This is a genomic window from Pseudomonas laurylsulfatiphila, from assembly GCF_002934665.1.
Taxonomy (GTDB): domain Bacteria; phylum Pseudomonadota; class Gammaproteobacteria; order Pseudomonadales; family Pseudomonadaceae; genus Aquipseudomonas; species Aquipseudomonas laurylsulfatiphila.
Genome location: NZ_NIRS01000001.1, coordinates 1244585 through 1268702 on the forward strand (window position 1 = coordinate 1244585; position 24118 = coordinate 1268702).

The window sequence follows — 24118 nt, forward strand, 5'->3', positions numbered from 1 at the left end:
CCGCCATCGCGAGCAAGCTCGCTCCCACAGGGTTTTGCGTCGATCTCAGGATCATGGCTCAACACAAGTCCACTGTGGGAGCGAGCTTGCTCGCGATGAGGCCGGTCGAGACGGCTCAAATGTCAGGGTTTGAATCCCTGAGCCAACAACCAACTCCTGACCATCCTTCCCTGTTCTGTGGTTAACCCAGCCAACACCTGCTCAGCCGGTTCACTGCGCAATCGCCGCACCAGCGGCGCCACCTCCACCCCCTGCACATGCCAGATCCCCAGCGGTTGATCCACCGTTATCACCACCTCGGCCTCGTCGACAAAACCATCGCGCAGCACCGGTGCGCGTTCGATTCTCAGGGCATTGAAGTTAGCCTCGGCATGGGCGATTTCAGCATCCGGCCATTGCCGTCGTGCCTGCCAGAAGGGCTGATCCAGCCAACGCTGCTCATCGGCATAAAAATCCCGGCCGATCCGCGCGAACCGCAGGAACAGCTGTTCCACCCGCTGCTGGTGGAAACGCCGGGCCAGAGCCGCTCGCTCAGGTTTGCACAACAGCGTGTTGATCACCGTCGGTGCCTGCAACGCCGAGGAGAGCGATTGAAAGATGCCATTGCCCGACAACGGGTCCACAGCCATCGCCGCATCACCGACCCGAATCCAGTTATCGCCGCACACCTGCGGGTTGAGAATCGCCGTGCTGCTGCGGGCATGCAGCTGTAGATCCAGCTCGGGTTCGCCGCCGAAAAAACCACGGGCCACCGCCGACTCCCCACGTCTTTGCCGGCAGTAATCGAGCAACATGGCCTTGCCCGGCAACCCGGCACTGGCCACGTCCACCGTCCATTGCCAGTAACACTGGCCGTCGGCCCTTCGCGCCATCCATGCCCAGCCGTCCGCAAGGCTTTCCACGGCGCTGGCGGTGCTGCCCGGCGTACCTTGCCAGCGATTGAGCAGACTGACGGTCTCGGGGCCACGCAAGCCCTTGCCGATAGCGGGTGCCTGACGTCCTCGGGCTTCCACGAGAAACGGCGCGAGCAGCGGTTCGTGTCCGTCGATTTCGATTCGGTGGCCATTGGCCGATGACTGAACCCTGAGCACCCGGCCTTCGATCAGCTCGACCCCCGCAAGGCGCAAATCCTCACGCAGGCCTCGGTCAAACACCGGACGGTCGAGCAAGTACTCGATGTTCTGCGCATGGTGCTGGCCGTTCCAGCTCACCTGGCGTTGAGAAGGCAGCGCCGCCTCCGTCAACGCCTGATGCAGGCCCGCGCTGCGCAAGGCATCCAGAACCCGCACGGACACGCCTTCAAGCGCCGCAAACCGGCGCCATTCGCTGATCAGCGTGACGCCATGGCCAAGCCGCCGTAGCCCCAGTGCGACAGCGGCTCCAGCCGGTCCGGCGCCAAGAATGACGATATCCGTCATGGCCCGAAGCGCCGTTCAGGGCCACGGTAACGGGCATGGTCGCGCAACCACTCGATGATTTGCTCGTTGCTGGCATCAGGCTGCTCGACGAGGAACCCGGCGATGTGCCCGCTCAACGCGGCGCAACCGAGGCTCGCCCCGGATTGCCCCGGGTACGTGCCATGCACACAGGCGGCGAAATCCGCCTGGGCGCTGTTGAGCCACGACCATTCCTGCTCGGCGCAGCGCGCATCGCCGGTCACCCGCAACACCTGCGGATAGTTGGCCGGAAACACCCCTTCGCCCTGGGCCGGACTCGACGCACACAACAGAACGCCCCGGGCCACCGCCGCCGCGCAGGCCGCGCGCAACAGGCTGCGATCCTGGCGCAGGCCGAGGCTCAGATTGATCAGTCGCACGTTCTGCGCCACCAGCCAGTCAATCGCCGTGGCGATCTGCAAGGCGCTGGTGACACCGCGCTGGTCGAACACCTGGGCCACGCAAAACAGCGCCGAGGGTGCACGCCGGCCAATCGCCTCGATCACTGCACTGCCATGCCCCAGCGGATCGTCGCGCAAGTCGCCCTCGGCCAGGCCATTTTCGAGCAATGAAAAGCGCCGACCGGCGATCACTTGCACCCTTTGCGCCGCTGAATGGCCGCTGTCCACCACACCCACGCGCAACTCAGGTTTCATGCAGCACCGTTTTCGAGGTCAGCACGCCGTCGAGCAATTCGAACCGCAGATCGGCATCGGCCAGGGTTGAAGGGCGATGGCTGATCAGGATGCGCGTGCGTGCGGCAAACAAGCGGTCGATGGCGTCGATGACTTCGCGCTCGGTGGCTTCGTCCACCGCTGAGGTCGCTTCATCGAGCACCAGAATCAAAGGGTCCTGCAACAGCGCCCGGGCAATCGCGATGCGCTGCTTCTGCCCACCGGACAATTGCTGGCCGCGCTCGCCCAGCGGACTGTCGAGGCCCTCGGGCAAGGACTCGATCAGGCTGTCGAGTTGCGCCAGGCGCGCCACTTCGGCAATCGCTTCGCGGCTGGCGTCCGGCACCGCGTAAGCCAGGTTGTCGGCGAGGCTGCCGCGAAACAGCACGATGTCCTGACTGACGATGGCAATGCGTCGACGCAACTGGAACAGGTCCAGCTCGCGCACATCGACGTCGCCCAGCAGTACCCGTCCCGATTGCGGATCGTGATGCCGTTGCAGCAGGTCGATCAGGGTGGATTTACCGACGCCCGAACCGCCGCTGAGGGCCACTTTCAAACCGTAGGGAATCCGCGCTTCGATACCGCGCAGGGTCGATTGGCGACCGGGATGGGCGAAGTGCACGTTGTCGAACCAGAGATCGCCGCCATCGGGCATCGGCTGTGGTCTGGCAGGCGTCGACACGGTCGGCTGTTCGCCGCGCAACTCCATGACCCGGCCGAGGCTGACGGTCATCCGCTGAATCGCCACGTAGAGCCCGAGCAGGCTCTGTACCGGCCCCACGGCCATCCCCAGGTAGGTGGAAAACGCAATCAGCGCACCGAGCTGCCAGGTGCCCTGCACCACCCAGTATCCGCCGATCAGGAAGGCGCAGGCCCGGGACAGCGAGGTCAGCGTGCCGGGCACGGCCTGGGTGAAAAACTCGGTGACTTGCAGGCGCAGCAACTGGCTCATGTAGCCCTGCCCCAGCGTTTCAAGGCGCCGCGCTTCGCGCTGTTGCTGGCCGGCGGACTGGATGAACTTCATCACCGGCAAGGTCTCGACCATGAACGACGACATGTCCGCCGAACGCTCGCGCAACTGCCGCACATCGCGCTCGACCTTGCGCCGCATCCAGCGCAGCCAGAGGACATCGAGGGGGATCAGTACCAGGGCCAGCAGCGACAGTTTCCACGACAGCGTCACCAGCATCGCGATGGCAACCACCAGGCCAATCACGCTCGACACTGCCGAGAACAGCGAGTCCACAGCGAACCGCTGGATTTCCGCGACGTCGCCATCGAGGCGCGACATCAGGTCACCGATGCGCCGCTGCCCGTAAAAGCTCGGCGACAGGGTTTGCAGATGCCGGTACAGGTCATCGCGCAAGGCAAACAGCATGCGCCCGGACAGGCGCGTGTGCAGGTAGCGGTTGATGCCCGAAAGCGCCGTGCCCAGCAACCCGGCAACGATCATCAGCCCGGCGATCAGCACCAGCATCGGGAAGTTGCGCGCCAGCAGGCCGTCGTCGATCAACAGTTTGGTCAGCCACGGCTGCACCAGTACCAACGCCGAAGCGCAGACCGACAGGCCCAGCAGCCCGGCAATCGCCAGGCGATGGGGGCGCACGAAGCTGTACAGCCAGCGCAGCGACGCCTGCAAGGCCTCGGGGTTCTGGCTGTCGATCAGCCGAACGATCAGGCGTTGCATCAGGAGCGCAACTGTTTGAGCTTGCGATACAGGGTCGCGCGACTGATGCCCAGGGCGTCGGCGGCGGCCGAGACGTTGCCCTGATGCGTGTCCAGGGACTGGCGGATCAGCTCCAGTTCGTTTTCCCGGATGCTGCCGGCCTGGGGCCGTTCGCTGGCGGTCAATTCGTCGAGCATGCTGTCGGGCAGGTGGTCGAGGGTCAGCACGGTATCACCCGGTTCGCGCATGGCCAGCGCGGTGCGCAGGACCATCTCCAGCTGGCGGATGTTGCCCGGCCAGTGATAACCGCTGAGCAAGCGATCGAGATCATCGTGCAGGACCACGGCGGGTGCGCCCAATGTCCCCAGCATACGGCTGACCAGCGCGGCGAAATCTTCGCGTTCGCGCAGGGCCGGGAGCATCACGCTGATGCCGTTGACCCGGTAGAACAGGTCCTCGCGAAAGTGTTTATCTTGCACCAGACGCTTGAGGTCACGGTGGGTGGCGCAAATCAGTGCGACATCGATGTCCTGCTCTTCGCCAGCGCCCAGTGGCGCGACCTTGCGATCCTGCAACACCCGCAACAGTCGGGCCTGCAAGGCCAGGGGCATGTCGCCGATTTCATCGAGGAACAGAGTGCCGCCATGGGCCTGTTGCAGGCGCCCGACCATGCCGCCCCGGCGTGAACCGGTGAACGCGCCTTCGCGGTAGCCGAACAGTTCGGACTCGATCAGGCCCTCGGGAATGGCCGCGCAGTTCACCGCCACGAAGGGTTTGTCGCAGCGTGTTCCGGCCATGTGCAGGGCGCGGGCGATCACCTCTTTGCCGGTGCCGGTTTCGCCCAATAACAGGACCGGCAGTTCGTTGGCCAGCCCTTGACGGGCCATGCGCAAGGCACGGGCGTAACGGCTGTTGCTGCCGGCGAGCGCTTCCAGATTCGGTTGCGCCTTGGCCGGCTTCGCGACAGTGCGCGGCGGGCTGCCGACGTTGATCGAGCGTTGCGGCGCGCGCAGGGTTTTATAGAAGAATTCACCCTTGGCGGTCTGCAGGCTGCCGGTGCCGCCCTGATGCAGGCGCGCCAACAATTGCAGACCGTCGACGCCGAGAAACTCCTCACAGCGCCGACCGACCAGGGCCGAGCGCTCGGCGTGGAGCAACTGACAAGCCTGGGCGCTGACCGCGAGGATCTGCCCGCCAAGGCTCACCGCCAGCAGGCCTTGCCACGGGGATTCGAGGTATTGGCGACGGCTGTGGAAGGCGAGGACGATTTCGTCCGGATAACTGGCGTTGAACACCCGGCTTTCGATCTGGCTGACGGCCATGGCCAGCAGCGCCGTGCTGTCATGGGCACGGCCGAGCGGGCCTTCGCGGGTCAGGTCGAGGACGCCGAGGATGTCGCCCTGTGGGCAATGGATCGGCACCGAAGTGCAGGAAAAATCACTGAGGCGATCCAGATAATGTTCGCCGCAATCGATCAGGGTCGGCCGGGCTTCCACCAGTGCCGTGCCGAGGGCGTTGGTGCCGCGGACTGCTTCGCTCCAGCAGGCGCCGAGGGTGATGTCCTGCAGGCCGCTGCCCTTGAGGCGGTCGGCGCGGCCTTCGACGGCGAGGATGGTGGCGTCGGAGTTGGCGAGGATGATCAGCCCTTCCTTGCCCTGACGCTCGGCCAGGTAATCGATGGCCGGCAACGCGGCGTCGATCAGCAGGCGATTGCTGGCCAACAACAGGTCCAGGCTGGCGCTCGATTCCAGCGCCAGCTCGTGCTTGGCATTGAAATGCACGCCATGGCTCAGGCTGCGCCGCCACGAGGCATCGATTTCCGCACGCAGGACGCCATCCGGCACTTCGCCTTCCAGGTGCAGCTTTTCCCGGGCCAGCCGGGCTTCGCGATGCAGTTTGGGGGAGTTTGTTTTTATTAGCGTCATCAAGCGCTCCGGGTCGTCCGCCCTTGCGCCTTCATACGTCGGCGCCCTGCCTCAATCTTTACGTTAACGTAAGGTCTATGGCAAGTGCCGTAGGGCGTTTGTGTTCCGTCAGGTGGACCGCGTTATCGTTCATCGCTGGCAAGCCAGCTCCTACAGATTCTGCGTTGGCTTCAATATAGTCTTCTACGCGGTCAACTGTAGGAGCCTGGCTTGCCAGCGATGGCGGCATCCCGGGCAGCGCACAACTCAGAGCTGCCACACCTCAGGGCTCACAAAAAACGCCTTGGCATTATCCTCCAGACTCTCCAGGTGATACCCGCCCTCCTGCACGATCAGGCACGGCAACCCGAGGCTGCGGATCCGCTCGCCGAGCACGGCAAACCCTTCGCGGGTCACCGCCACTTTGCTCTGCGGGTCCAACTCGAAAATATCGAAGCCCAGGGACAGCACCAGCACCTCGGCACCGAAGTCCGTCACCGCCTTCAGCGCTACCTCCAGTTGCTCGAGGAAGTCGGCCTCGCTGGCGCCATGGGCCATCGGCAGGTTGAGGTTGAAACCCTCGCCCGCCCCGGTACCGCGTTCTTCGGCAAAGCCTGCGACACCCGGATAGAAGTTGGTCGGATCGCCGTGCACCGAAACGTAGAGCACGTCGTCACGGTCGTAGAAAATCTCCTGAATGCCTTGGCCATGGTGCATGTCAGTGTCGAGCACCGCCACCCGTGCGAACCCGTCGCGCAATACCTGGGCCGCCACGGCCGCATTGTTCACATAGCAGAAACCACCCGCCGCTTCGGCCCGGGCGTGGTGGCCCGGTGGACGGCACAAGGCATAGGCTGCCGGCTCGCCATCGAGCAACGCCCGGGCGCCGGCGATGGCGCTTTGCGCCGACCAGTAGGCCGAACGCCAGGTCTGCTCGCCCACCGGGCAACTGCCATCGGCCAGATAACGCGCAGCCTGGGCGAGTATCCCGCGCAGGGCATTCGGTTCGCGGACGAAGATGTTCGACATCACCTCATCGCCCCAATCCTCGGGAATCTCTTTCCAGCGCTGATGGGCTTCCTGCAAAAACCTCAGGTACGGTGCGCCGTGCACCACCAGCAGCGGATCGAGCCCGGCGTCGGCCGGTTGCTCGACCTTGAAACCCAAGGCATGAGACGCCTGCACCAGGCGCTGCGCACGCTCCGGCACTTCCTGCGGCGTACGCATCTGGCCACGGGAGTAGTAACTGCGTGGATGGTGGAGCAATTGTTCGGGGTGGAAAAAACTGCGCATGGGATTAATACCTGTCAGTTAACAAAAATCTTGAAACCGGCCGCATTCCACTGTGGGAGCGAGCCTGCTCGCGATGAGGTCGGCACATTCAACATTGATGGAGACTGATCTACCGCTATCGCGAGCAGGCTCGCTCCTACAGGGATTGTGTTTAGTCGGCCTTCCCGGCGCGGGCCAACACGGCGTTGAGCAACACATCGGTACCCTGCCGCACATCTTCAGGCAACACGTCTTCCGCTTCGTTATGGCTCAACCCGCCCACGCACGGGATGAACACCATCGCCGTCGGGCAGAACCGCGCCAGGTGGATCGCGTCATGCCCGGCGCCGCTGACGATCGATTGCTGAGCGTAGCCCAGCCCATCCACGGCCTGTTGCACCGCCGCCACGCAGTCTGCGTCGAACGGCGTGGCCGGGCTGATCCAGTGCGGGGTGATCGCCAGTTTCAAACCGCGACTGTCGGCTATCGCCTGAAGCCGCGCACGGACCTGTTGCTCCATCGCCTCGATGGTTTCGTCACGGTGATGACGCAGGTCGACGGTGAAGTTCACCAGCCCCGGAATGGTATTGCGTGAAGACTTGTTGATGCTCAACTCGCCAACGGTGGTCAGGCCTTCGGGGGCGAAGTCCGCCGCCAGGGCTTCGATGGCCTGGATCATCGGCGCCACGCCGTACAAGGCGTCCTTGCGCAGCGGCATAGGCGTCGTACCGGCGTGGGCCGCCATGCCTTCGACCCGCACGTCGAGCCAGCGAATCGCCTGGCCGCCGCTGACGACGCCAATGCTCTTGGCGTTGTCTTCGAGGATCGGCCCTTGTTCGATGTGCGCTTCAAAGTAGGCATCCACCGCGCCCCCCAGCGGGCGCTCGCCGGCATAACCGGTACGCTGCAATGCCTCGGCGACGCTGATGCCATCGATGTCGCGCACCGCCAACGCAGCGTCCAGCGCCATGATGCCGGTGAACACCGCCGAGCCGAACATCGCCGGTGTGAAGCGTGCGCCTTCTTCGTTGGTCCACACCGCCACTTCCAGCGGCTTGCGGGTCTGGATCCCCAGATCGTTCAGGCAGCGCACCACTTCCAGGCCGGCGAGCACGCCGTACACGCCATCGAACCGCCCGCCTTCGGGCTGGGTGTCGAGGTGGCTGCCCATCATCACCGGTGCCGCGTCAGGGTCAGTGCCGGCGCGACGGGCGAACAGGTTGCCGATGGCATCCACGCTCAGGGTCATGCCGGCTTCGCGGCACCAGTGGGCAAAGAGTTCGCGACCGGCCTTGTCCTCGTCGCTCAGGGCCAGGCGGCAGCTGCCGCCCCGGGCGGTGGCGCCGATTTCGGCCATTGCCATCAGACTCGCCCAGAGGCGTTCGCCATTAATCTTCAACATGAGTTTCTCCAGGAAAATTCAAAACGACGATTTCCGTAGGAGCCGGCTTGCCGGCGATAGCGGTTTGTCGGGCGACATCGATGACAATTGTTCCGCCGCCATCGCCGGCAAGCCGGCTCCTACACGTTCAAATGTTCAGGCCTTGGCCAGTTCCAGGCGTTCAGCGCTGGCATGGCGACGGGCAAGGGACAGGACACACAGCAGCGAAGTCGCGGCGATCAGGCTGTAGAACACCGCCATCGGCCACCACTGGCCGGCGAACCTGTGCGCCAGCATCGTGCCGATCAGCGGCGTCAGGCCACCGGCCAGCGCACCGCAAATCTGATACGCCAGGGAAATCGCGGTGTAGCGCACGCGGGTCTCGAACATGCCGCTGACGTAGCCGGCGATCACCGCGTAGAACGACGCCATGCACACCACCGCCAGGGCAATGCCGAGGATGATCAGCGGCGCCTTGGCCGAACTGACCAGTACGAACATCGGGTATGGCGAGGCCATCGCCAGCAGCGACACCAGGCACAGGAAGCGGGTCGCGCCGATCTTCTCGGCGATCCAGGCCGCCAGCGGTTGAATGCAGAACTGGATGATCGCGACGAAGAACAGGCACTCCAGAATCAGCGAGCGTGGAAGTTCGAGTTGCTGGGTGGTGTAGGCAATCATGAAGGTGTTGGTGAAATACACCCCGGCGATCCCCAGGGTGTTGGCGCCGATGCACAGCAGCAGCGGACGCCACGCGGTACGCAGCACCTCCATGACCGGCGCCTGTTCCTTGCGCTGGTTTTTACTGGCCTGCTCGCGGCTGGCGAGGAACTCCGGCGACTCATTCACCCCCAGGCGAATCGCCAGGCCCACCAGCAGCAACAGCGAACTGGCGAGGAACGGCAAGCGCCAGCCCCAGCTCATCAGGTCTTCTTCCGGCAGACGGGTGACGGCGCTGAAGGCCAGCAGCGAGAGGATCAATCCCGCCGGGCTGCCCAGTTGCGCAAACGAAGCGAAGAAATTGCGCCGGCCTTTCGGCGCATGCTCGCCGGCCATCAACACCGCCCCGCCCCACTCGCCCCCCACGGCGATGCCCTGGACGATGCGCAGCAGGATCAGCAGCACCGGCGCCGCTGCGCCGATCTGCGCGTAGGTCGGCAGCAAGCCGATGCACACCGTGACCACGCCCATCATCAACAAGGTGATGATCAGCGACTTCTTGCGGCCGATGCGGTCACCGATATGGCCGAAGACGATCCCGCCCAACGGCCGCGCAAAGAAGCCCACGGCAAAGGTGCCGAAAGCGGCCATGGTGCTGAACAGTTTGTCGTCGGAGGGGAAGAACAGCGCGCCGAACACCAGCGCGGCGGCGGTGGCGTAGATGTAAAAGTCGTACCACTCGATCATGGTGCCAATAAAGGCAGCGGCTGCCGCACGGCGCGGCTGGGACGAAGCTTGAGGCTTCATGGGTCGGGCTCCTTTGGTTATTTTTCTGGCAGGAGGGAAACGGCAAATCCGCGGCGCTCTGACGGCGCCGGTCTGGGGATGATTTTTCGTTCCGGGACCATGATTAGTCAATTTTCTATTTATTATTCGACGTATTACGCAAACTTATAATTGAAGGCAGCGGCAGCCGAACGCGATGTGCAATGCGTAAGCGTTCAGCAGACAGTCAAACGGTGGTAGCAGAATTCAGAATGCGCGGGCCAATCCAGGAGTTCGGCCCCGGATGCCCCATGGGCAATTGAACGGAATGAGAAAGGGAGGGCATCCATTGCCCTCCCCTCCGTGCTCCACGCTCCTTGCGACAGTGTTTGTCAGAACCTCAAGAGGCCAGAATGAAGTCGGCGGCCGAGACGGTGTTCGGGTCCGCCACACCTACCAGGGTGATGGAGCCGGCGCCGAAGTTGAGCAACGTATCCGCACCGAGATCGACCAGGTTGACACTGGTGTTAAAGGTCGCAGCCGTGATGTTGAGTGCGGCGAAATTGAGCAGATCCTGGCCTCCGGCCGCGTTGGCATCAAAGCCGATGATCCGATCGTTGCCGAAGGCCGGTCCGAACACGAAGATATCGTTACCACTGCTGGCATCCATCGTGTCGTTGCCTGCCCCGCCAGCAACACTGTCGTTGCCGGTACCGCCATCGAGGAAGTCGTTGCCGGCCCCTCCCAGCAATGTGTCGTTGGCATCGCCGCCGAAGAGGGAGTCATTTCCCACCCCACCGGTGATGACGTTGTTCGACGCGTTGCCGCTGCCGACGAAGTTGCCGACTCCGGTGTAGAGCAGATGCTCGACATCGGTACCCAGTATGTAGTTGGCCAGTGACGTCTGTACGGAATCCGCCCCCTCACCCGCCGACTCAACTACCAGATCGAAGGCTGAATCGACGATGTAGCCATCGTTGCCGACGCCACCAATCATCGCGTCATTACCCGTACCGCCAGTGAGGATGTCGTTGCCAAGACCACCCAGCAATGTGTCGTTGCCGCCACCGCCGTTGAGGTTGTCATTACCCACCCCACCGGTCATGACGTTGTTCGACGCGTTGCCGTTGCCGGTGAAGTTGCCGGCTCCGGTGTAGAGCAGATGCTCGACATTGGCGCCCAGTGTGTAGCTGGTCAGCGACGTCTGTACGGAGTCCGCCCCCTCACCCGCCGACTCAACCACCAGGTCGAAGGCTGAATCGACGATGTAGCCATCGTTGCCGACTCCGCCGACCATCGCGTCGTTACCTGTACCGCCAGTGAGGATGTCGTTGCCGGCGCCACCCAGCAATGTGTCGTTGCCGTCACCGCCGTTGAGGCTGTCATTACCCACCCCACCGGTGATGACGTTGTTCGACGCGTTGCCGTTGCCGACAAAGTTGCCGGCGCCGAGATAGAGCAGATGTTCGACATTGGCGCCCAGTGTGTAATTGCCCAGCGTGGTCTGTACCGAGTCCTGCCCCTCACCCGACGACTCAACCACCAGGTCGAAGGCTGAATCGACGATGTAGCCATCGTTGCCGGCTCCGCCGAGCATCGCGTCATTACCCGCACCGCCAGTGAGGATGTCGTTGCCAAGGCCACCCAGCAATGTGTCGTTGCCGTCACCGCCGTTGAGGATGTCATTACCCACCCCACCGGTCATGACGTTGTTCGACGCGTTGCCGTTGCCGACAAAGTTGCCGACGCCGAGGTAGAGCAGATGTTCGACATTGGCGCCCAGTGTGTAACTGCCAAGCGTGGTCTGTACCGAATCCTGACCCTCACCCGCCAACTCGACCACCACGTCCCCGACTGAATCGACGATGTAGCCATCATTGCCGGTTCCGCCGACCATCTGGTCATTACCCGTACCGCCAATGAGGATGTCGTTGCCCGCATCACCATGGAGGATGTCGTTGCCGCCCAAGGCGCTCAGGATGTCGTTGCCATCACCTCCGCTGGCGACGTCGTCGCCTGCCGTGCCGGTCCATACATCGGCACCGGCGGTACCGACAAACACATCACTGACCACTGTCGTTGCAGCCGAGGTGACTCGCTCAAGTGTGCCGAGGTCATCGGTGTAACTGGCGACGACACGCAGTTGCTGACCGACCTGTGCCTGGCCGGGCGTGAAGGTCGTGCCCGTCGCGCCGGCGATGTCGGTAAAGATCGCACCGCTCCCCGCCTGCCACTGATGGGCAATCACCGAGGTCGTGGTCCCGTTGGCGTCGGTGAACGCATCCGTAGCGGTCAAGCCCAAGTCTTTCGCCGGGGTCGTATCGCTGATCAGCACCGTTCCAACCGGCAAGACATTGACGGTGCCGGTACCGGCCGGCGCGATCGGTGCGGTCGGTGCCGAGAACACCTCTTCCAGCACGCCGTTGGCGTCCTTGTAGACCGCCCTGACGCGCAGAGCCAGCCCGGCTGCCACGACGAGTTCCGGGATAGCCGGTACGGCGCCGATGAGGGTCGCCGGTGGTGGGACCCTGAGTTCCGAGCCCACCGTGACGGTCGTGCCTTCTGCACGCGCGACCTCGCCGGCGGCAAAGAAGGTGATGTCTTCGAAGACACCCGAGCCCGGGCGCGCTTCGAACTGCCAGAAGTAACTAATCGGCCCGGTGATCGCGCCGCCGGTCGCGGTATTGTTGGCATCGGTGATGTCTGCCGCCGATACCGTCAGCCGCTGGCCGACGGCGGGCGTAGGATCGTCGATCCTCAGCGAACCGACTGGCGCCGCGTTCAAACCGCCGAGCACGAGCGCCTGATCGGAGAACTGCAACCGCTCGATATGGCTGAGGGTGTCGGTCCCGTCCCTGCCAGCGACACTGTCGGTGACCGTAAAGGTGCCGTTGACGTTTTCGATCACGGTGTAATCCGCCAGATTGCCGGAGAACAGCGCCGTGTCGAAGTCGGGACCGGTCGCCGTCAGGATTTCGCGCACGATCTGGAGCTGGCCGGGGTTATAGGTGCCGTTCAACATGAGCGGAACCAGGGGCGTCATGTTGTCGAAGGTAGCGATTTCCGGACCGGTGCCATCGATGTTCTGCCGCACGCTGATGCGCACGTTGAGCCACTTGTCGCCGTCAATCAGGTCGTCGCCGCCGCGGCCCTGGATGATGTCGCTGCCGGCGCCACCCAGGAGGATGTTGCCCCCGTCGAACTTGTCGTCGGCCGTGCCGGCAATGCCATCCGCGCCGTTGCCGGCGCTGCCGACCAGGTCCCGCAGACCGCTGATGAGGTCGAAGTTGGTGAGCACGCTGCCCTTGGCGCCAGCGACGGCGAGCAAGTCGGCAGTGGAGTCATCGCCGCTGAGGAAGTCGGCATGGGCCGATCCCGACAGCCCTTCCACCAGGTCCAGCCGGGCAAGGATCGACGCGTTGGAACCAGGCACCGCCGGTTGATCGAAGAAGCGCAGCCTGGAGTTGAGGTCCATGGTCACGCCGCTCGGATCGTCCTTGTAGGTCGCCCAGTCGTACCCGGAGAACCCGATGAAACGGTCCGCCTCGCTGGGGCTGCCGATCATGATGTCATCGCCGCCCTCCCCGTCGAAGTTGTCCGGTCCGCCATCGCCCATGAAGACGTCGTTGCCATTGATCGGATCGTTGCCGAATGGGTCGAAGTTGTCACCGGCAACGCCATCGGCGGATCCGCCCTGGATCCAGTCGTCGCCTTCACCGCCGCGCGCAAATTCGTTTGCCTTGCTGCCGAGGATGAAGTCGTTGCCCAGGCCACCGCTGGTGTCGGCCGCGTCTTCGCCGGTGACGATGAAGTCCTGCCCGGCCTGACCGAGGATCAGGTTGAGGCCGTTGCCGCCCTGGATGACATCGTTGCCTTCCTCGCCGTGGATGACGTCATCGCCACCCATGTCGGTGATGATGTCGTCACCGGTACCGCCAAAGAGTTGGTCGTTGCCGTAGCCACCATCGATCCGGTCGTTACCGGCATCGCCGTAGACCGTGTCGTCATCCGAGTCGCCGGCAATGAGGATGTCGTTGCCGGCCGTACCGCCCAGCACGACCGTATCGGCGCCGGTGTAGTGCAGGTAGTTGGTATCCGGGCCCGTTGTGTTGGGGTTGTCGCGAATCACCAGCGGCGTGAGGAAGTCAGTGCGCGGTGAGCCAATCGGGTGGTCCGACGGACCAAAAGGATCGGCATTGGCCGGCAGATCGTCGGCGGTGCCGACAATGCCGTCGGGTCCGGCAATCACACTGGGGTTGTACTGATTCGCCTGGTTGACCTCCAACGTGTAGGCCGGCGTCAGGAAGACCCTGGCCGAAAGGTGTGTGGCATCGGTATTGGCCATCACCAGCGAGGCGAACGTGTTGTTCTCCAGTTCGGCGCCAAAGTCCATCGAGGCGGTGCGCTCCAGATAGTAGAAGCGGTCACCGTCCTGGAGTTTCTCCATCTGGTTCTCGAAGACGAAGTTGAAGGTCGAGCCGAGCATGCCGCCAAAGGGCATCTTTTCCTCGGCCAGCCCGCCGACCCAGAAGTCGACGGCATCCAGGCCGGTGATGGTCACATCGTCTGCCGTGTGCAACACGCCGTCCGCACCAGCGTTGCTGGCCCAGGCACCCGTGCTGTTCAGGAAGTCGACACGGTCGGCCGGTGCGGTCGCGCCGCCGAACACCAGGTCCGCAGCTGCGGCGCGTTTGTCCGCCAGCGTGGTAGCGCCGGTGATGGTCGAGTGCGTGCCGTAGGCGGCGATGAAGTTGATCAGCGATTCCGGGTGCTTCATGTGCTGCACGAAATCGGCCCAGCTGGTGTAGGGCTTGAGCTCTGCGTCACCGGTGGGCAAATAGAACTCCCGCCGCGCCGCGTTCAGGGACGGAATGCCGGTATCGCGGCCGCGCGCCAGGTTGATGGCGGGCAGATCGAGCGGCAGGCCCAGCAGGTTGTTGCGCAGGGCTTCGGTGACGAACTCGTCGATCTCGTTGCCCACCTGGCGGGTTACGCCGCGCACGATGGCACCGGCCGCCTCTTCCGGGGTGGCGCCGCTACCCGCGAACTCGAGCGGGTTGAGGAAGGCCTGAATCAGCCCGATATCGCTCGAGGCGAAGTTCGGATCGAGCCGGTCGACCTGCTCCAGCAGCATCGAGTGCCCGAAGCGATAGACGGTGTGTGCGAACTCGGCAACGATGCTCGGATCGATCGCGGTGTCGTACACCTGGCCCGGGGCGAAGAAGGGATCGACCATCGGCTGGATGGTCCGCGCGAACTCCTCGAACACCAGGTGCTGGTACTGCATCTCTGTACCGAACTTCGCCGTCTGGAACAGGCGCTCGCCGTTCCAGTCCAGGGTCGAGGTGTCGGCCGGAACGGCAGTGACGGGCGTCAGCAGCCACTCGTTGAGGAACGACACATCGCCGCTTGCCGCTGTCGCCAGGACCACCTCCTTGGTGTGATCGACCAGGCGGTTGTGCTCATGGTGGAAGATGGAGTGGACGGTGGTCAGGCCGATGTTCTCGTTGACCCGGCCGTCGCCGGCGATGTAGTGCGCGTCCAGCAGTTCGTTGTCGTAGAAGCCCGGTGCAGGTGTACCGCCAACGACATTGTCGGCATCGGGCAGGAGTGCCGCGCCGGTCTGGTCGTCCACCGGAACGGCGGTGTGCGCAATGTCGTTGAGGAAGGCATGGCCAGTGCGCGCGGCATTGGCCAGGCTGATGGGCGCCGCCGGATTGCCTTCAACGAGCACATCGTCGGCCGTGCCGGCAATGCCGTCCGGGCCCAACATCACCACCTGCGGAAAACCGTTCGGACCCTTGATGAAATTGCCGTAGGCGTCGGTTGCCAGTAATGGCACGTTGTTGAAATCGGCATCGGTGAGATTGATCCCGAGCAGGTCATGGGCTTGCGCCTTGACCACCTTCCAGGTGGCCATGCCGCCGATCTCGACGTCATCGGCGGTGCCGAAATGCCCATCGGCGCCCAGATCACGATTGGTGATCAACTTGCCGGTGGCCACCGGATCGCCTGCTGCGTTGAGCTCATAGGCACGCAGGAACACCTGGTGCGAAGGATGCGAGCTATAGGTCTGGTTCTGGTCGACAAACGGCGAGGTGGTGTTGGTGTTCTCGTGGATGTCGTCGGCCGTGCCCAGGATGCCATCGGGGCCGGGCTGATTGGTGGCGCGCGTCAGCACCATGAAGTTGGTCGGGCTACCGGGCACGAACAGCGGGTCATCCGGCTGCAGCGGAATGAACACGGTGCCCGAGCCGCCCTTGGTGACGAGGTCCAGGCCATGGTCGAAGAACTGGCCGAAGAAGGTCATCCATTGGTTGAAGGGCGCGGTCAGGCCCGCGTCGGGACTCACGTTCGGGTCGAAGAAGGTCTCGAATGTCGAGCCGTCGGTGCGGGTTCCGGTCACCACCTGCGCGCCGACCTTGAGGACATCGTCAGCCGTGCCGAGGATGCCATCCAGGCCGGGATCGAATGTGGCCGCGACTGCCGCCGGGTTGTTGGCGGTCTGGTCGACGATCAGGTTGCTGATGGTGCGCGGTTGCGAGTCGATCACCAGGCCGCTGGTCTGGGTGTAACTCGTGCCGGCGTCGGCCGGGCGGAAGTCCGGCGTGGTCAGGCGCGGGAATACGTTATCGGCGGCACCGAACTCGGGATGGAGCAGGTTGTTTTCCGTCCCTTCGACCGTGCGCAAACCGTAGGGCACGCGTATGTTCGGCAGCAGAGAAACCAGGTTCTCACCGGCCGCGTGGTGTTCGGCTATCTTGATCTGGTCAAGGATGAACGCCAGGTCGGATTGCGTGTAACGCACACCGTTGCTGGGGGCACTGGTCTGCGGATCGATCAGCGAAGGCGCTGGTGCGGGAGTTGGCGCCGCGGCCACTACTGCCGTAGTCGGTGCCGAGAATACCTGCTCGGTCACGCCATGATCGTCCGCATAAATGCCTTTGACGCGTACAGCCAGGCCGGCAAGATCCGACGTCACCGTGAGCGTGGGCGCATCCGCTCTGGTAAAGCCGATACCGATGCGGCCTGGCCCGAGGATGATGTCCTCGAACACGCCCGAACCCGGTGTCGCTTCAAACTGCCATATGTAACTGATGGAATTGTGGATCGCCCCGCCGGCGTTGTCCGCATCGGTGAGGCCTGCCGCCGACACGGTCAGCGTCTGGCCAACGGTCGGCGCGGTGTTGTCCACTGTCAGCGCGCCCACCGGCTCAGCGTTGAGCCCGGGTACGAGGACCATGGACTGATCGGAGAACTGCAGCCGTTCGATGTGGGTAAGACGGTCGGTTTCTTCCTTGCCGACATTGTCGGTCACGGTGACGATGTCGTCGGCAAAATCGAGCGGCGTGGCGTTATCGTTGACGGTGATGGTGTAGTTCGCCAGCGGGCCCATGAAGTTGACGGTGTCGAAGCCACCCACGCCCGGCAGGATCTCCCGCACGGCGACGAGTTGCCCCGGATTGTAGGTACCGTTCAACATCAGCGGAATCATCTGCGTCATGCTGTCGAAGCTGGCGATCTCCGGCCCGGTGCCATCCAGATTCTGATGCACGCTGATGCGCACGTTGAGCCACTTGTCGCCGTCGATGAGGTCGCTGCCGCCACGGCCTTCGATGATGTCGCTGCCATCGCCGCCGAGGATGATGTTGCCCGCGCCGAACTGATCGTCGGCCGTGCCCCCGACACCGTCGGCCCCGAAACCGGCGCTGCCGACAAAGTCCCGCAGGCCGCTGACAAGATCGAAGTTGGTGAGGATGCTGCCCCTGGCCGTGATGTTGGCGATGATGGCCGCGTTTTGTTCATCGCCGCGCAGGAAGTCGGAGAAGGCCGAGCCCGACAGGCCCTCCACTTCCGCGAACCGGTCATAGACCGCATCGGGCGATTGCCCCACTGCGCCCACGATATCGCCTGCAGCATTGGGCACCGCGTGGTAGGGACTGAAGAAAGGAACGACCATGTCGACGGTCACGCCGTACTTGTCATTCTTGTAGGTGGTCCAGTCGAACCCGGACATCCCGTCCATCTTGTCCTGGGCATCGCTGGCGACGAAGGTGTCGTCGCCACCTTCACCGATCATTTCATCGAATCCGCCGGTGCCGATGAAGATGTCGTTGCCGGGCACATCGTCGGTCAGAGTCGGGCTCATGTTATCGCCCGGTGCACCGTCCTGGGTGCCGCCCTCGATCCAGTCGTCGCCTTCGTTGCCGGTCGGCGCGAGGTTGACCTTGGCGCCGAGGATGAAATCGTCGCCCGCGCCGGCGAAGGTCATCGTGATGTCTTCGGTGGTGATGATGAAGTCTTTGCCAGCGCCGCCGAAGACCAGGTTGTTGAGGCCGAGGGTCGAGTTGCCGGCCTGGATGACGTCGTTGCCGTCCTCGCCGCGCAGGGTGTCGCTGCCGCCGATGTCGGTGATGATGTCGTCGCCGGCACCGCCAAAGACGTTGTCGTTGCCGTAGCCACCGTCGAGCCGATCGTTGCCGGCATCGCCATAGACCGTGTCGTCGTCCGAGTCGCCGGCAATAAGGATGTCGTTGCCGGCCGTACCGCCCAACACGACTGTGTCGCTGCCGGTGTAGTGCAGGTAATTGGTATCGGGGCCCACTGTGTCCGGGTTGTCGCGGATCACCAGCGGCGTGATATGGTCAATCCTTGGTGAGCCGATCGGGTGCTCTGACGGGCCAAACGGGTCGGCGTTGGCGGGCAGATCGTCGGCCGTGCCGACGATACCGTCCGGACCGGCCACCACACTCGGGTTGAACTGGTGCGTCGTGTCGACCTCCAGGGTGAAGGCCGGAGTCTGGAATATGTTAGCCGCCAGGTGTGTGGCGTTGCTGTTGAGCATCACCAGATTGGAGAACGAGTTGTTCTCGAGTTCAGTGCCGAAGTTGAGTCCTGCGGTGCGGGCCAGATAGTACAGACGGTCGCCGTTCTGCAGGTTTTCCAACTGGGTTTCGAAGACGAAGTTGAAGCTCGAACCCAGTTGGCCGCCAAAGGGCATTTTCTCTTCGGCCAGGCCGCCAATCCAGTAGTCGACGTTGTCCAGGCCGGTGGTGGTCACGTCGTCTGCGGTGTGCAGAATACCGTCCGCACCGGCATTGCTGCTCCAGACGCCGGTACTGTTCAGGAAGTCCAGGCGATCAGCCGGCGCCGTGGCGCTGCCGAACACCAGGTCTGCGGCCGCAGCGCGCTTTTCCGCCAGCGTGGTGGCGCCGATGATGCTCGAATGCGTGCCATAGGCGGCGATGAAATTGACCAGCGATTCCGGGTGCTTCATGTGCTGCACGAAATCGGCCCAGCTCGTGTAGGGGGTCAACTGGCTGTCGCCGGTCATGTGGTAGAACTCGCGCCGCGCCGCGTTCAGCGACGGGATGCCAGCGTCGCGACCGCGCGCCAGGTTGAGTGCGGGAAGGTCGAGCGGCAGGCCGACCAGATTGTTGCGCAGAGCATCCGTGACAAACTCGTCGATTTCGTTGCCGACCTGCCGCGTGAGGCCGCGCACAATGGCGCCAGCCGCCTCCTCCGGCGTGGGGCCGCTTGCAGCAAACGCGAGAGGGTTGAGGAAGGCCGCGATCAGACCGGTCTGTTGATTGCCCGGGTCAACCGGATTGCCATCGCCGACGACGTTGAAGTTGGGGTCGAAACGATCGACCGTCTCCAGCAGCATCGAATGGCCGAAGCGAAAGACCGTGTGCGCGAACTCGGCGACGATCGCCGGATTGACGGTGGTGTCATTGCCCATGGGGGCCAGGAACACGTCCACTTGCGGCTGGATGGTGCGCGCGAACTCCTCGAACACCAGGTGCTGATACTGCATTTCGGTGCCGAACTTGGCGGCCTGGAACAACCGCTCGCCGTTCCAGTGCAGGCCCGCGATGTCGGCCGGCGTCACTGGCAGCGCTGTCAGTTGGCCGTCGGGCAGCAGCCACTTGTTCAGGAAATCAAGGTCGGCGGAAGCCAGCACTGTCTCCTTGGTCTGGTCAATCAGCCGGTTGTGCTCGCTGTGGAAGATCTCATGCACCGTGGTCAGGCCGATGTTCTCGTTAACGCGGCCATCACCGGCGATGTAGTGCTTGTCGAGCAACTCGTTGTCGTAGGTGCCGGGTGCTTGCGGGCCGCCAATGACGGTGTCCGCGTCAGCCGTCAGGCCGCCGGTGGGGTCGGCGCTGTGGGCGATGTCGATGAGGAACTGGTGGCCGGTGCGAACGGCGTTCGTCAGGCTGATCGGCGCGGCCCGGTTACCCTCGACGAGCACGTCATCGGCGGTGCCGGCGATGCCGTCCAGGCCCTTCATCACGACTTGGGGGAGACCGTTGGGTCCCTTGATGAAGTTGCCGTAGGCATCGGTCGCCAGCAGCGGTACGTCGAACACGTCCGCATCGGTCAAGTTGATGCCGAGCAGATCACGGGCCTGGGCCTTGACGACTGCCCAGGTGGCCATGCCGCCGATTTCGACGTCATCCGCAGTGCCGAAATGCCCATCGACACCCAGGTCACGATTGGTGATCAGTTTGCCGGTGGCGACCGGATCGCCGCCGGCGTTGAGTTCATAGGCGCGCAGGAACACCTGGTGCGAGGGATGCGAGCTGTAGGTCTGGTTCTGGTCGACGAATGGCGAGGTGGTGTTGCTCTGCTCGTGGATGTCATCGGCGGTGCCCAGGATGCCGTCGGGGCCGGGCAGATTGGTGGCGCGCGTCAGCACCATGAAGTTGGTCGGGCTGCCTGGCACGAACAGTGGGTCATCCGGCTGCAACGGAATGAAGACGGTGCCGCTGCCGCCCTTGGTCACGAGGTCAAGGCCATGGTCGAAGAACTGGCCAAAGAACGTCATCCACTGGTTGAACGGCACGGTCAGGCCGGCGTCCGGCGTAATGTTGGGGATCTGGAAGACGGAAACGTCGTCGGCGGTGCCGAACAGACCATCCAGACCGGGGCTGGAGACGACCTGTGAATCCGGATTGGCCGCGGCGGCCGCGACCGCCGCCGGGTTGTTGGCGGTCTGGTCCACGATCAGGTTGCTGATGGTGCGCGGCTGCGAGTCGAAGACGGCACCGCTGGTCTGCAGGTAGGAGGTCGGCGTGGTTCCGCCAGGGTCGGTGGGCCCGAAGAAGCCGGCCGGATGGACCTGCGCTGTATTGAACACCGGCGTCGTCATGCGCGGGAAGAAGTTGTCGGCGGCACCGAACTGGGGATTGGCCAGGTTGTTGTAGATGCCGGAGACGGTGCGCAGGCCGAAGGGGACTTCTACGTTTGGCAGCATGTCAATCAGACTCTCGCCTGCCGCATGCCGTTCGGAGATGAAGATTTGTTCGAGAATGAACTCGAGATCGGACTTGATAAAGCTGGCCATGGCTGTTTCCTCGATGCTTGGCAATCAGGAAACCACACGCATAAAACACGGTTGTAAACGCGTGGTTTAGTGCTGAAACCCATAAACAAAAAAATCGAAAATTGAACAACGGGACCTGCTACCACGGCCGCACCGAACCCTTGCCCAATTGCGTGCAATCAGCAGTGCTCGACTGGGGATTGATTCCCCGTGACAACCGTATCTACAGGCGGGTATTGCGCTTCAAGGAGGCGACGGCCCATGAACGCAGGTCGAATAGAAGGGGTGACTTGCTAATGGCCCCGTCACGTATCGGGGCGTTATGCATCTGTCCATGGAGCACTCTCAGGCATAGGGGGCTTGTCACAGATGCCACACATCCAGCGATCAGAGTCCGGGACTTCCTGAGGGGTGATGGCACGGTTCTGCGTCCATGCGGCTTCGTCAACAAGCCTTTTATCCATGAGAAAACTGGCATCGACTACGAATTGACTAGTATGTATTGGAGAGTGGTTGCTTACGCCTGGTGCAGGCGTCAGGAAATCATTCAAACCATGGGTTTGGTTCTGATTGAGTGGAGCACAATGGGTAATAACCCCCAGCTGTTGTTGCAGGAAGTAGCGATTACCCAGTCTGTTTGAGAATCTTTTTAAAATACTCATCGCGCCTCCCGCCCTCAACCTCAAACACCAGTTTTACACTCCATTGAAAATGAGTATTGAGGGGCTACCCGGATGTGTACAGAGACGAAGGCCCAGCCAAATTCCGAGACCTTGGTCAACGAATCCGATCAGACCTTGGTCGAATCGGACATGGGCCTAAAGTCCCATGGCGCAGGGCCAGGGAGACAGGGAACCGGTGCGAAATTGCGCCATTTAAGCCGCTCAACCCAGTTCGTGATCTGCGCCACAATCATCCTGGGCTTGACCATGACGTTCGTTGGAAACCTCGTAAGCCAGAGCATCGAAGATGCAACGGTTCAAACGGCGGCAGAGACGGGCGCGCGTTATATGCAGAACTTTCTCGAACCTTTCGTCCAGGGATTGACCACGGCAAAGGAACTCCCCGATGAAACCATTCAGACCATTGATCACCTGCTGTCCAGCACCTCGCTCAGTACACATGTTGTCTCGGTGAAGATCTGGTTGCCAGACGGCACCATTGTCTACAGCACCGACAAATCCACGGTCCAGAAAACGTTTCCGACAGAGGAGATCTCACAGGCGCTGACCGGCAAGATCTATACAGAGTTCGACAATGATCTTGGAAGTTATGCGGTGGACGATGTTGAAGATGCCTTTGAGCGAAGCCTGAATATTCCGCTCTATGAAATATTTGCTCCACTGCGCGAAGCGGGTACTGGAAAGATTATTGCGGTGGGTGAGTTCTACGAAACTGCGGAGGCGTTACAGCGCGAAATCAATAACGTTCGCAAGAAAGTGTGGGCGATTGTTGGGACAGCAACGACAGGCATGATTTTACTGTTGTTTTTTATCGTTCGGCGTGGCGACAAGATAATCAAACAGCATGAAACAGCACTTAAATGGCGAATGGATGAGCAAACCAGATTGCACTCAAACAATGCCGCCCTTCAGCGCAAAGTCACTAAAGCCAATCGCGAGTTCTCCAGAATCAATGAACTTACTCTGCGGCGGATCGGGGCAGATCTGCATGATGGTCCTGCCCAGCTGTTGGCACTTATTCTCCTTCGCCTTGAAGAGCTCGAATCTTCGGAAGGCGTCTCGGATGTAGAAGCCCTGGAAATGATCAGGCGTGCCGGCCAGGATGCTTTAAACGAAGTGCGGGAAATATCACTCGGCCTGGCACTTCCGGAAGTCAATGACCTGACCCTGCACGATGCCCTGGTATTGCTGGCCGAGCGCCACGAAGAGCGAACCGAGACGCGAGTCGATCTGCAGCTTGATACGCTTCCGGACGATGTACCGGTAGCGCTTAAAATTGGTATTTACCGCTTTGCCCAGGAAGCTTTGAACAATGCCTATGTTCACGCTGGGGGAAAAGGCCAAAAACTCAGCGCCTCGCACTCCGAAGGACTGCTGGAAGTGCAAGTCGAGGATGCGGGAGTGGGTATTTCAACCGAGAAACCGAGTGTGCCAGCTCGAGGTAGAACTCGTCTGGGCCTTGTCGGCATGCGTTATCGCGTCGAATCCCTCGGCGGCGTATTCATCATTGAATCGGCTCCCCAGGCCGGAACCAAAGCCAGGGCGCAGTTCAAAATCTGATAACCCGTACCAGATTGATCGTTGCGCCCAAGTCACCGCAGCGCTTATAGCTCGTTATTCGACTTCCTGTTGTCATTCCAGTCGCGGCGCTGAAGAGCACCACACAGGCTGGATATATGGTCACTCTCCCAATGCCGTATCACTGCAGCCACCGCCTGCGTCCGGTTACGAACGCGCAGCTTGTACATGACATTCGTCATGTAGTGTTTGATGGTCTTCTCGCAGAGCTCAAGCTTGATAGCCACCTCGCGGTTGGTCAGGCCCTTCGATACCTCTCGGATAACCTGTTCTTCGCGATGGGTCAGCTCGACCTTTTGCTTGTCACCCGCGTTCTTTCTGATATTGCTTAACAGCCTGCCGGCAAGTTTAGGGGTAATGAAGGTTTCACCCCCGGCAACATTTCTGATGGCTTGCACAAGCTCAAGACCGCTGATGCCTTTCAACGCATAGCCCTGCGCGCCCGCTTCGAGGGCGGAATAGGCGTCCTCGATGGACTCGGATACCGTCAGCATCAATATTTTAACGGCCGGCGAAGACGCCGAGATCGCTCGCACGGCAGCAAAGCTGTCGCCCGGCATATTGACATCCATCAGCAACACATTCGGAGCAAAACGAGCCGCAATCTCCATGGCATCATCGGCCGACCCGCCCTGCTCGACCACCTGAAAGTCAGCTATTTTCTTCAGCGCCATTGCGACCCCATCCCTTAACAGTGGGTGATCGTCAACAATGCCAATCTTGATCGTGGGACTCATAAGAAGCTCCTCATGAGAGGCGATGGAGCT

At 62.4% G+C, this 24118-nt stretch carries 11 protein-coding genes; 1 reads left to right on the plus strand and 10 read right to left on the minus strand.

Features of this window, described 5'->3' with window-relative positions; genetic code table 11:
• Positions 1-122 precede the first annotated feature (122 nt).
• The 9 genes from qhpG to CD175_RS05720 form a co-directional block, all read right to left on the minus strand.
• A complete protein-coding gene (gene qhpG, locus CD175_RS05680) occupies positions 123-1418 on the minus strand; it encodes a flavin-dependent monooxygenase QhpG (RefSeq protein WP_104448019.1) in 1296 nt (431 codons plus the stop codon).
• Positions 1415-2092, minus strand: coding sequence for a subtilisin-like serine protease QhpE (gene qhpE, locus CD175_RS05685; protein WP_104448020.1), 678 nt, complete (start codon positions 2090-2092; stop codon positions 1415-1417). The genes qhpG and qhpE overlap by 4 nt, the downstream gene beginning before the upstream one ends.
• Positions 2082-3800 (minus strand): ABC transporter ATP-binding protein, encoded by a 1719-nt coding sequence (locus CD175_RS05690; RefSeq protein WP_104448021.1) that lies wholly within the window; start codon positions 3798-3800, stop codon positions 2082-2084. Before CD175_RS05690 ends, qhpE begins: the two co-directional genes overlap by 11 nt.
• Positions 3800-5704 (minus strand): sigma-54-dependent Fis family transcriptional regulator, encoded by a 1905-nt coding sequence (locus CD175_RS05695; RefSeq protein ID WP_104448022.1) that lies wholly within the window; start codon positions 5702-5704, stop codon positions 3800-3802. Before CD175_RS05695 ends, CD175_RS05690 begins: the two co-directional genes overlap by 1 nt.
• A gap of 246 nt (positions 5705-5950) precedes the next feature.
• Entirely contained in the window at positions 5951-6976 is a 1026-nt protein-coding gene (locus CD175_RS05700) for a histone deacetylase family protein (RefSeq protein ID WP_104448023.1), read from the minus strand.
• A gap of 151 nt (positions 6977-7127) precedes the next feature.
• Positions 7128-8357, minus strand: coding sequence for a Zn-dependent hydrolase (locus CD175_RS05705; RefSeq protein WP_104448024.1), 1230 nt, complete (start codon positions 8355-8357; stop codon positions 7128-7130).
• Between the two features lie 135 nt (positions 8358-8492).
• A complete protein-coding gene (locus CD175_RS05710) occupies positions 8493-9803 on the minus strand; it encodes an MFS transporter (RefSeq protein ID WP_104448025.1) in 1311 nt (436 codons plus the stop codon).
• 358 nt (positions 9804-10161) lie between these two features.
• A complete protein-coding gene (locus tag CD175_RS05715; RefSeq protein WP_104448026.1) occupies positions 10162-21111 on the minus strand; it encodes a peroxidase family protein in 10950 nt (3649 codons plus the stop codon).
• Between the two features lie 299 nt (positions 21112-21410).
• Entirely contained in the window at positions 21411-21752 is a 342-nt protein-coding gene (locus tag CD175_RS05720; protein ID WP_104448027.1) for a hypothetical protein, read from the minus strand.
• Positions 21753-21824: 72 nt separating this feature from the next.
• Between CD175_RS05720 and CD175_RS05725 the strand changes: the two genes are divergently transcribed.
• Positions 21825-23333, plus strand: a complete 1509-nt coding sequence (locus CD175_RS05725) for a sensor histidine kinase (RefSeq protein WP_104448028.1) — start codon at positions 21825-21827, stop codon at positions 23331-23333.
• 44 nt (positions 23334-23377) lie between these two features.
• Here CD175_RS05725 and CD175_RS05730 read toward each other — a convergent pair whose 3' ends face one another.
• Positions 23378-24088: a response regulator gene (locus CD175_RS05730; RefSeq protein WP_104448029.1), complete on the minus strand. Its 711-nt coding sequence runs from the start codon at positions 24086-24088 to the stop codon at positions 23378-23380.
• Positions 24089-24118: the final 30 nt, after the last annotated feature.

Coding starts and splice junctions, on each gene's coding strand:
- qhpG (WP_104448019.1), bottom strand. CDS start 1,418: ATGACGGATATCGTCATTCTTGGCGCCGGACCGGCTGGAGCCGCTGTC.
- qhpE (WP_104448020.1), bottom strand. CDS start 2,092: ATGAAACCTGAGTTGCGCGTGGGTGTGGTGGACAGCGGCCATTCAGCG.
- CD175_RS05690 (WP_104448021.1), bottom strand. CDS start 3,800: ATGCAACGCCTGATCGTTCGGCTGATCGACAGCCAGAACCCCGAGGCC.
- CD175_RS05695 (WP_104448022.1), bottom strand. CDS start 5,704: ATGACGCTAATAAAAACAAACTCCCCCAAACTGCATCGCGAAGCCCGG.
- CD175_RS05700 (WP_104448023.1), bottom strand. CDS start 6,976: ATGCGCAGTTTTTTCCACCCCGAACAATTGCTCCACCATCCACGCAGT.
- CD175_RS05705 (WP_104448024.1), bottom strand. CDS start 8,357: ATGTTGAAGATTAATGGCGAACGCCTCTGGGCGAGTCTGATGGCAATG.
- CD175_RS05710 (WP_104448025.1), bottom strand. CDS start 9,803: ATGAAGCCTCAAGCTTCGTCCCAGCCGCGCCGTGCGGCAGCCGCTGCC.
- CD175_RS05715 (WP_104448026.1), bottom strand. CDS start 21,111: ATGGCCAGCTTTATCAAGTCCGATCTCGAGTTCATTCTCGAACAAATC.
- CD175_RS05720 (WP_104448027.1), bottom strand. CDS start 21,752: ATGAGTATTTTAAAAAGATTCTCAAACAGACTGGGTAATCGCTACTTC.
- CD175_RS05725 (WP_104448028.1), top strand. CDS start 21,825: ATGTGTACAGAGACGAAGGCCCAGCCAAATTCCGAGACCTTGGTCAAC.
- CD175_RS05730 (WP_104448029.1), bottom strand. CDS start 24,088: ATGAGTCCCACGATCAAGATTGGCATTGTTGACGATCACCCACTGTTA.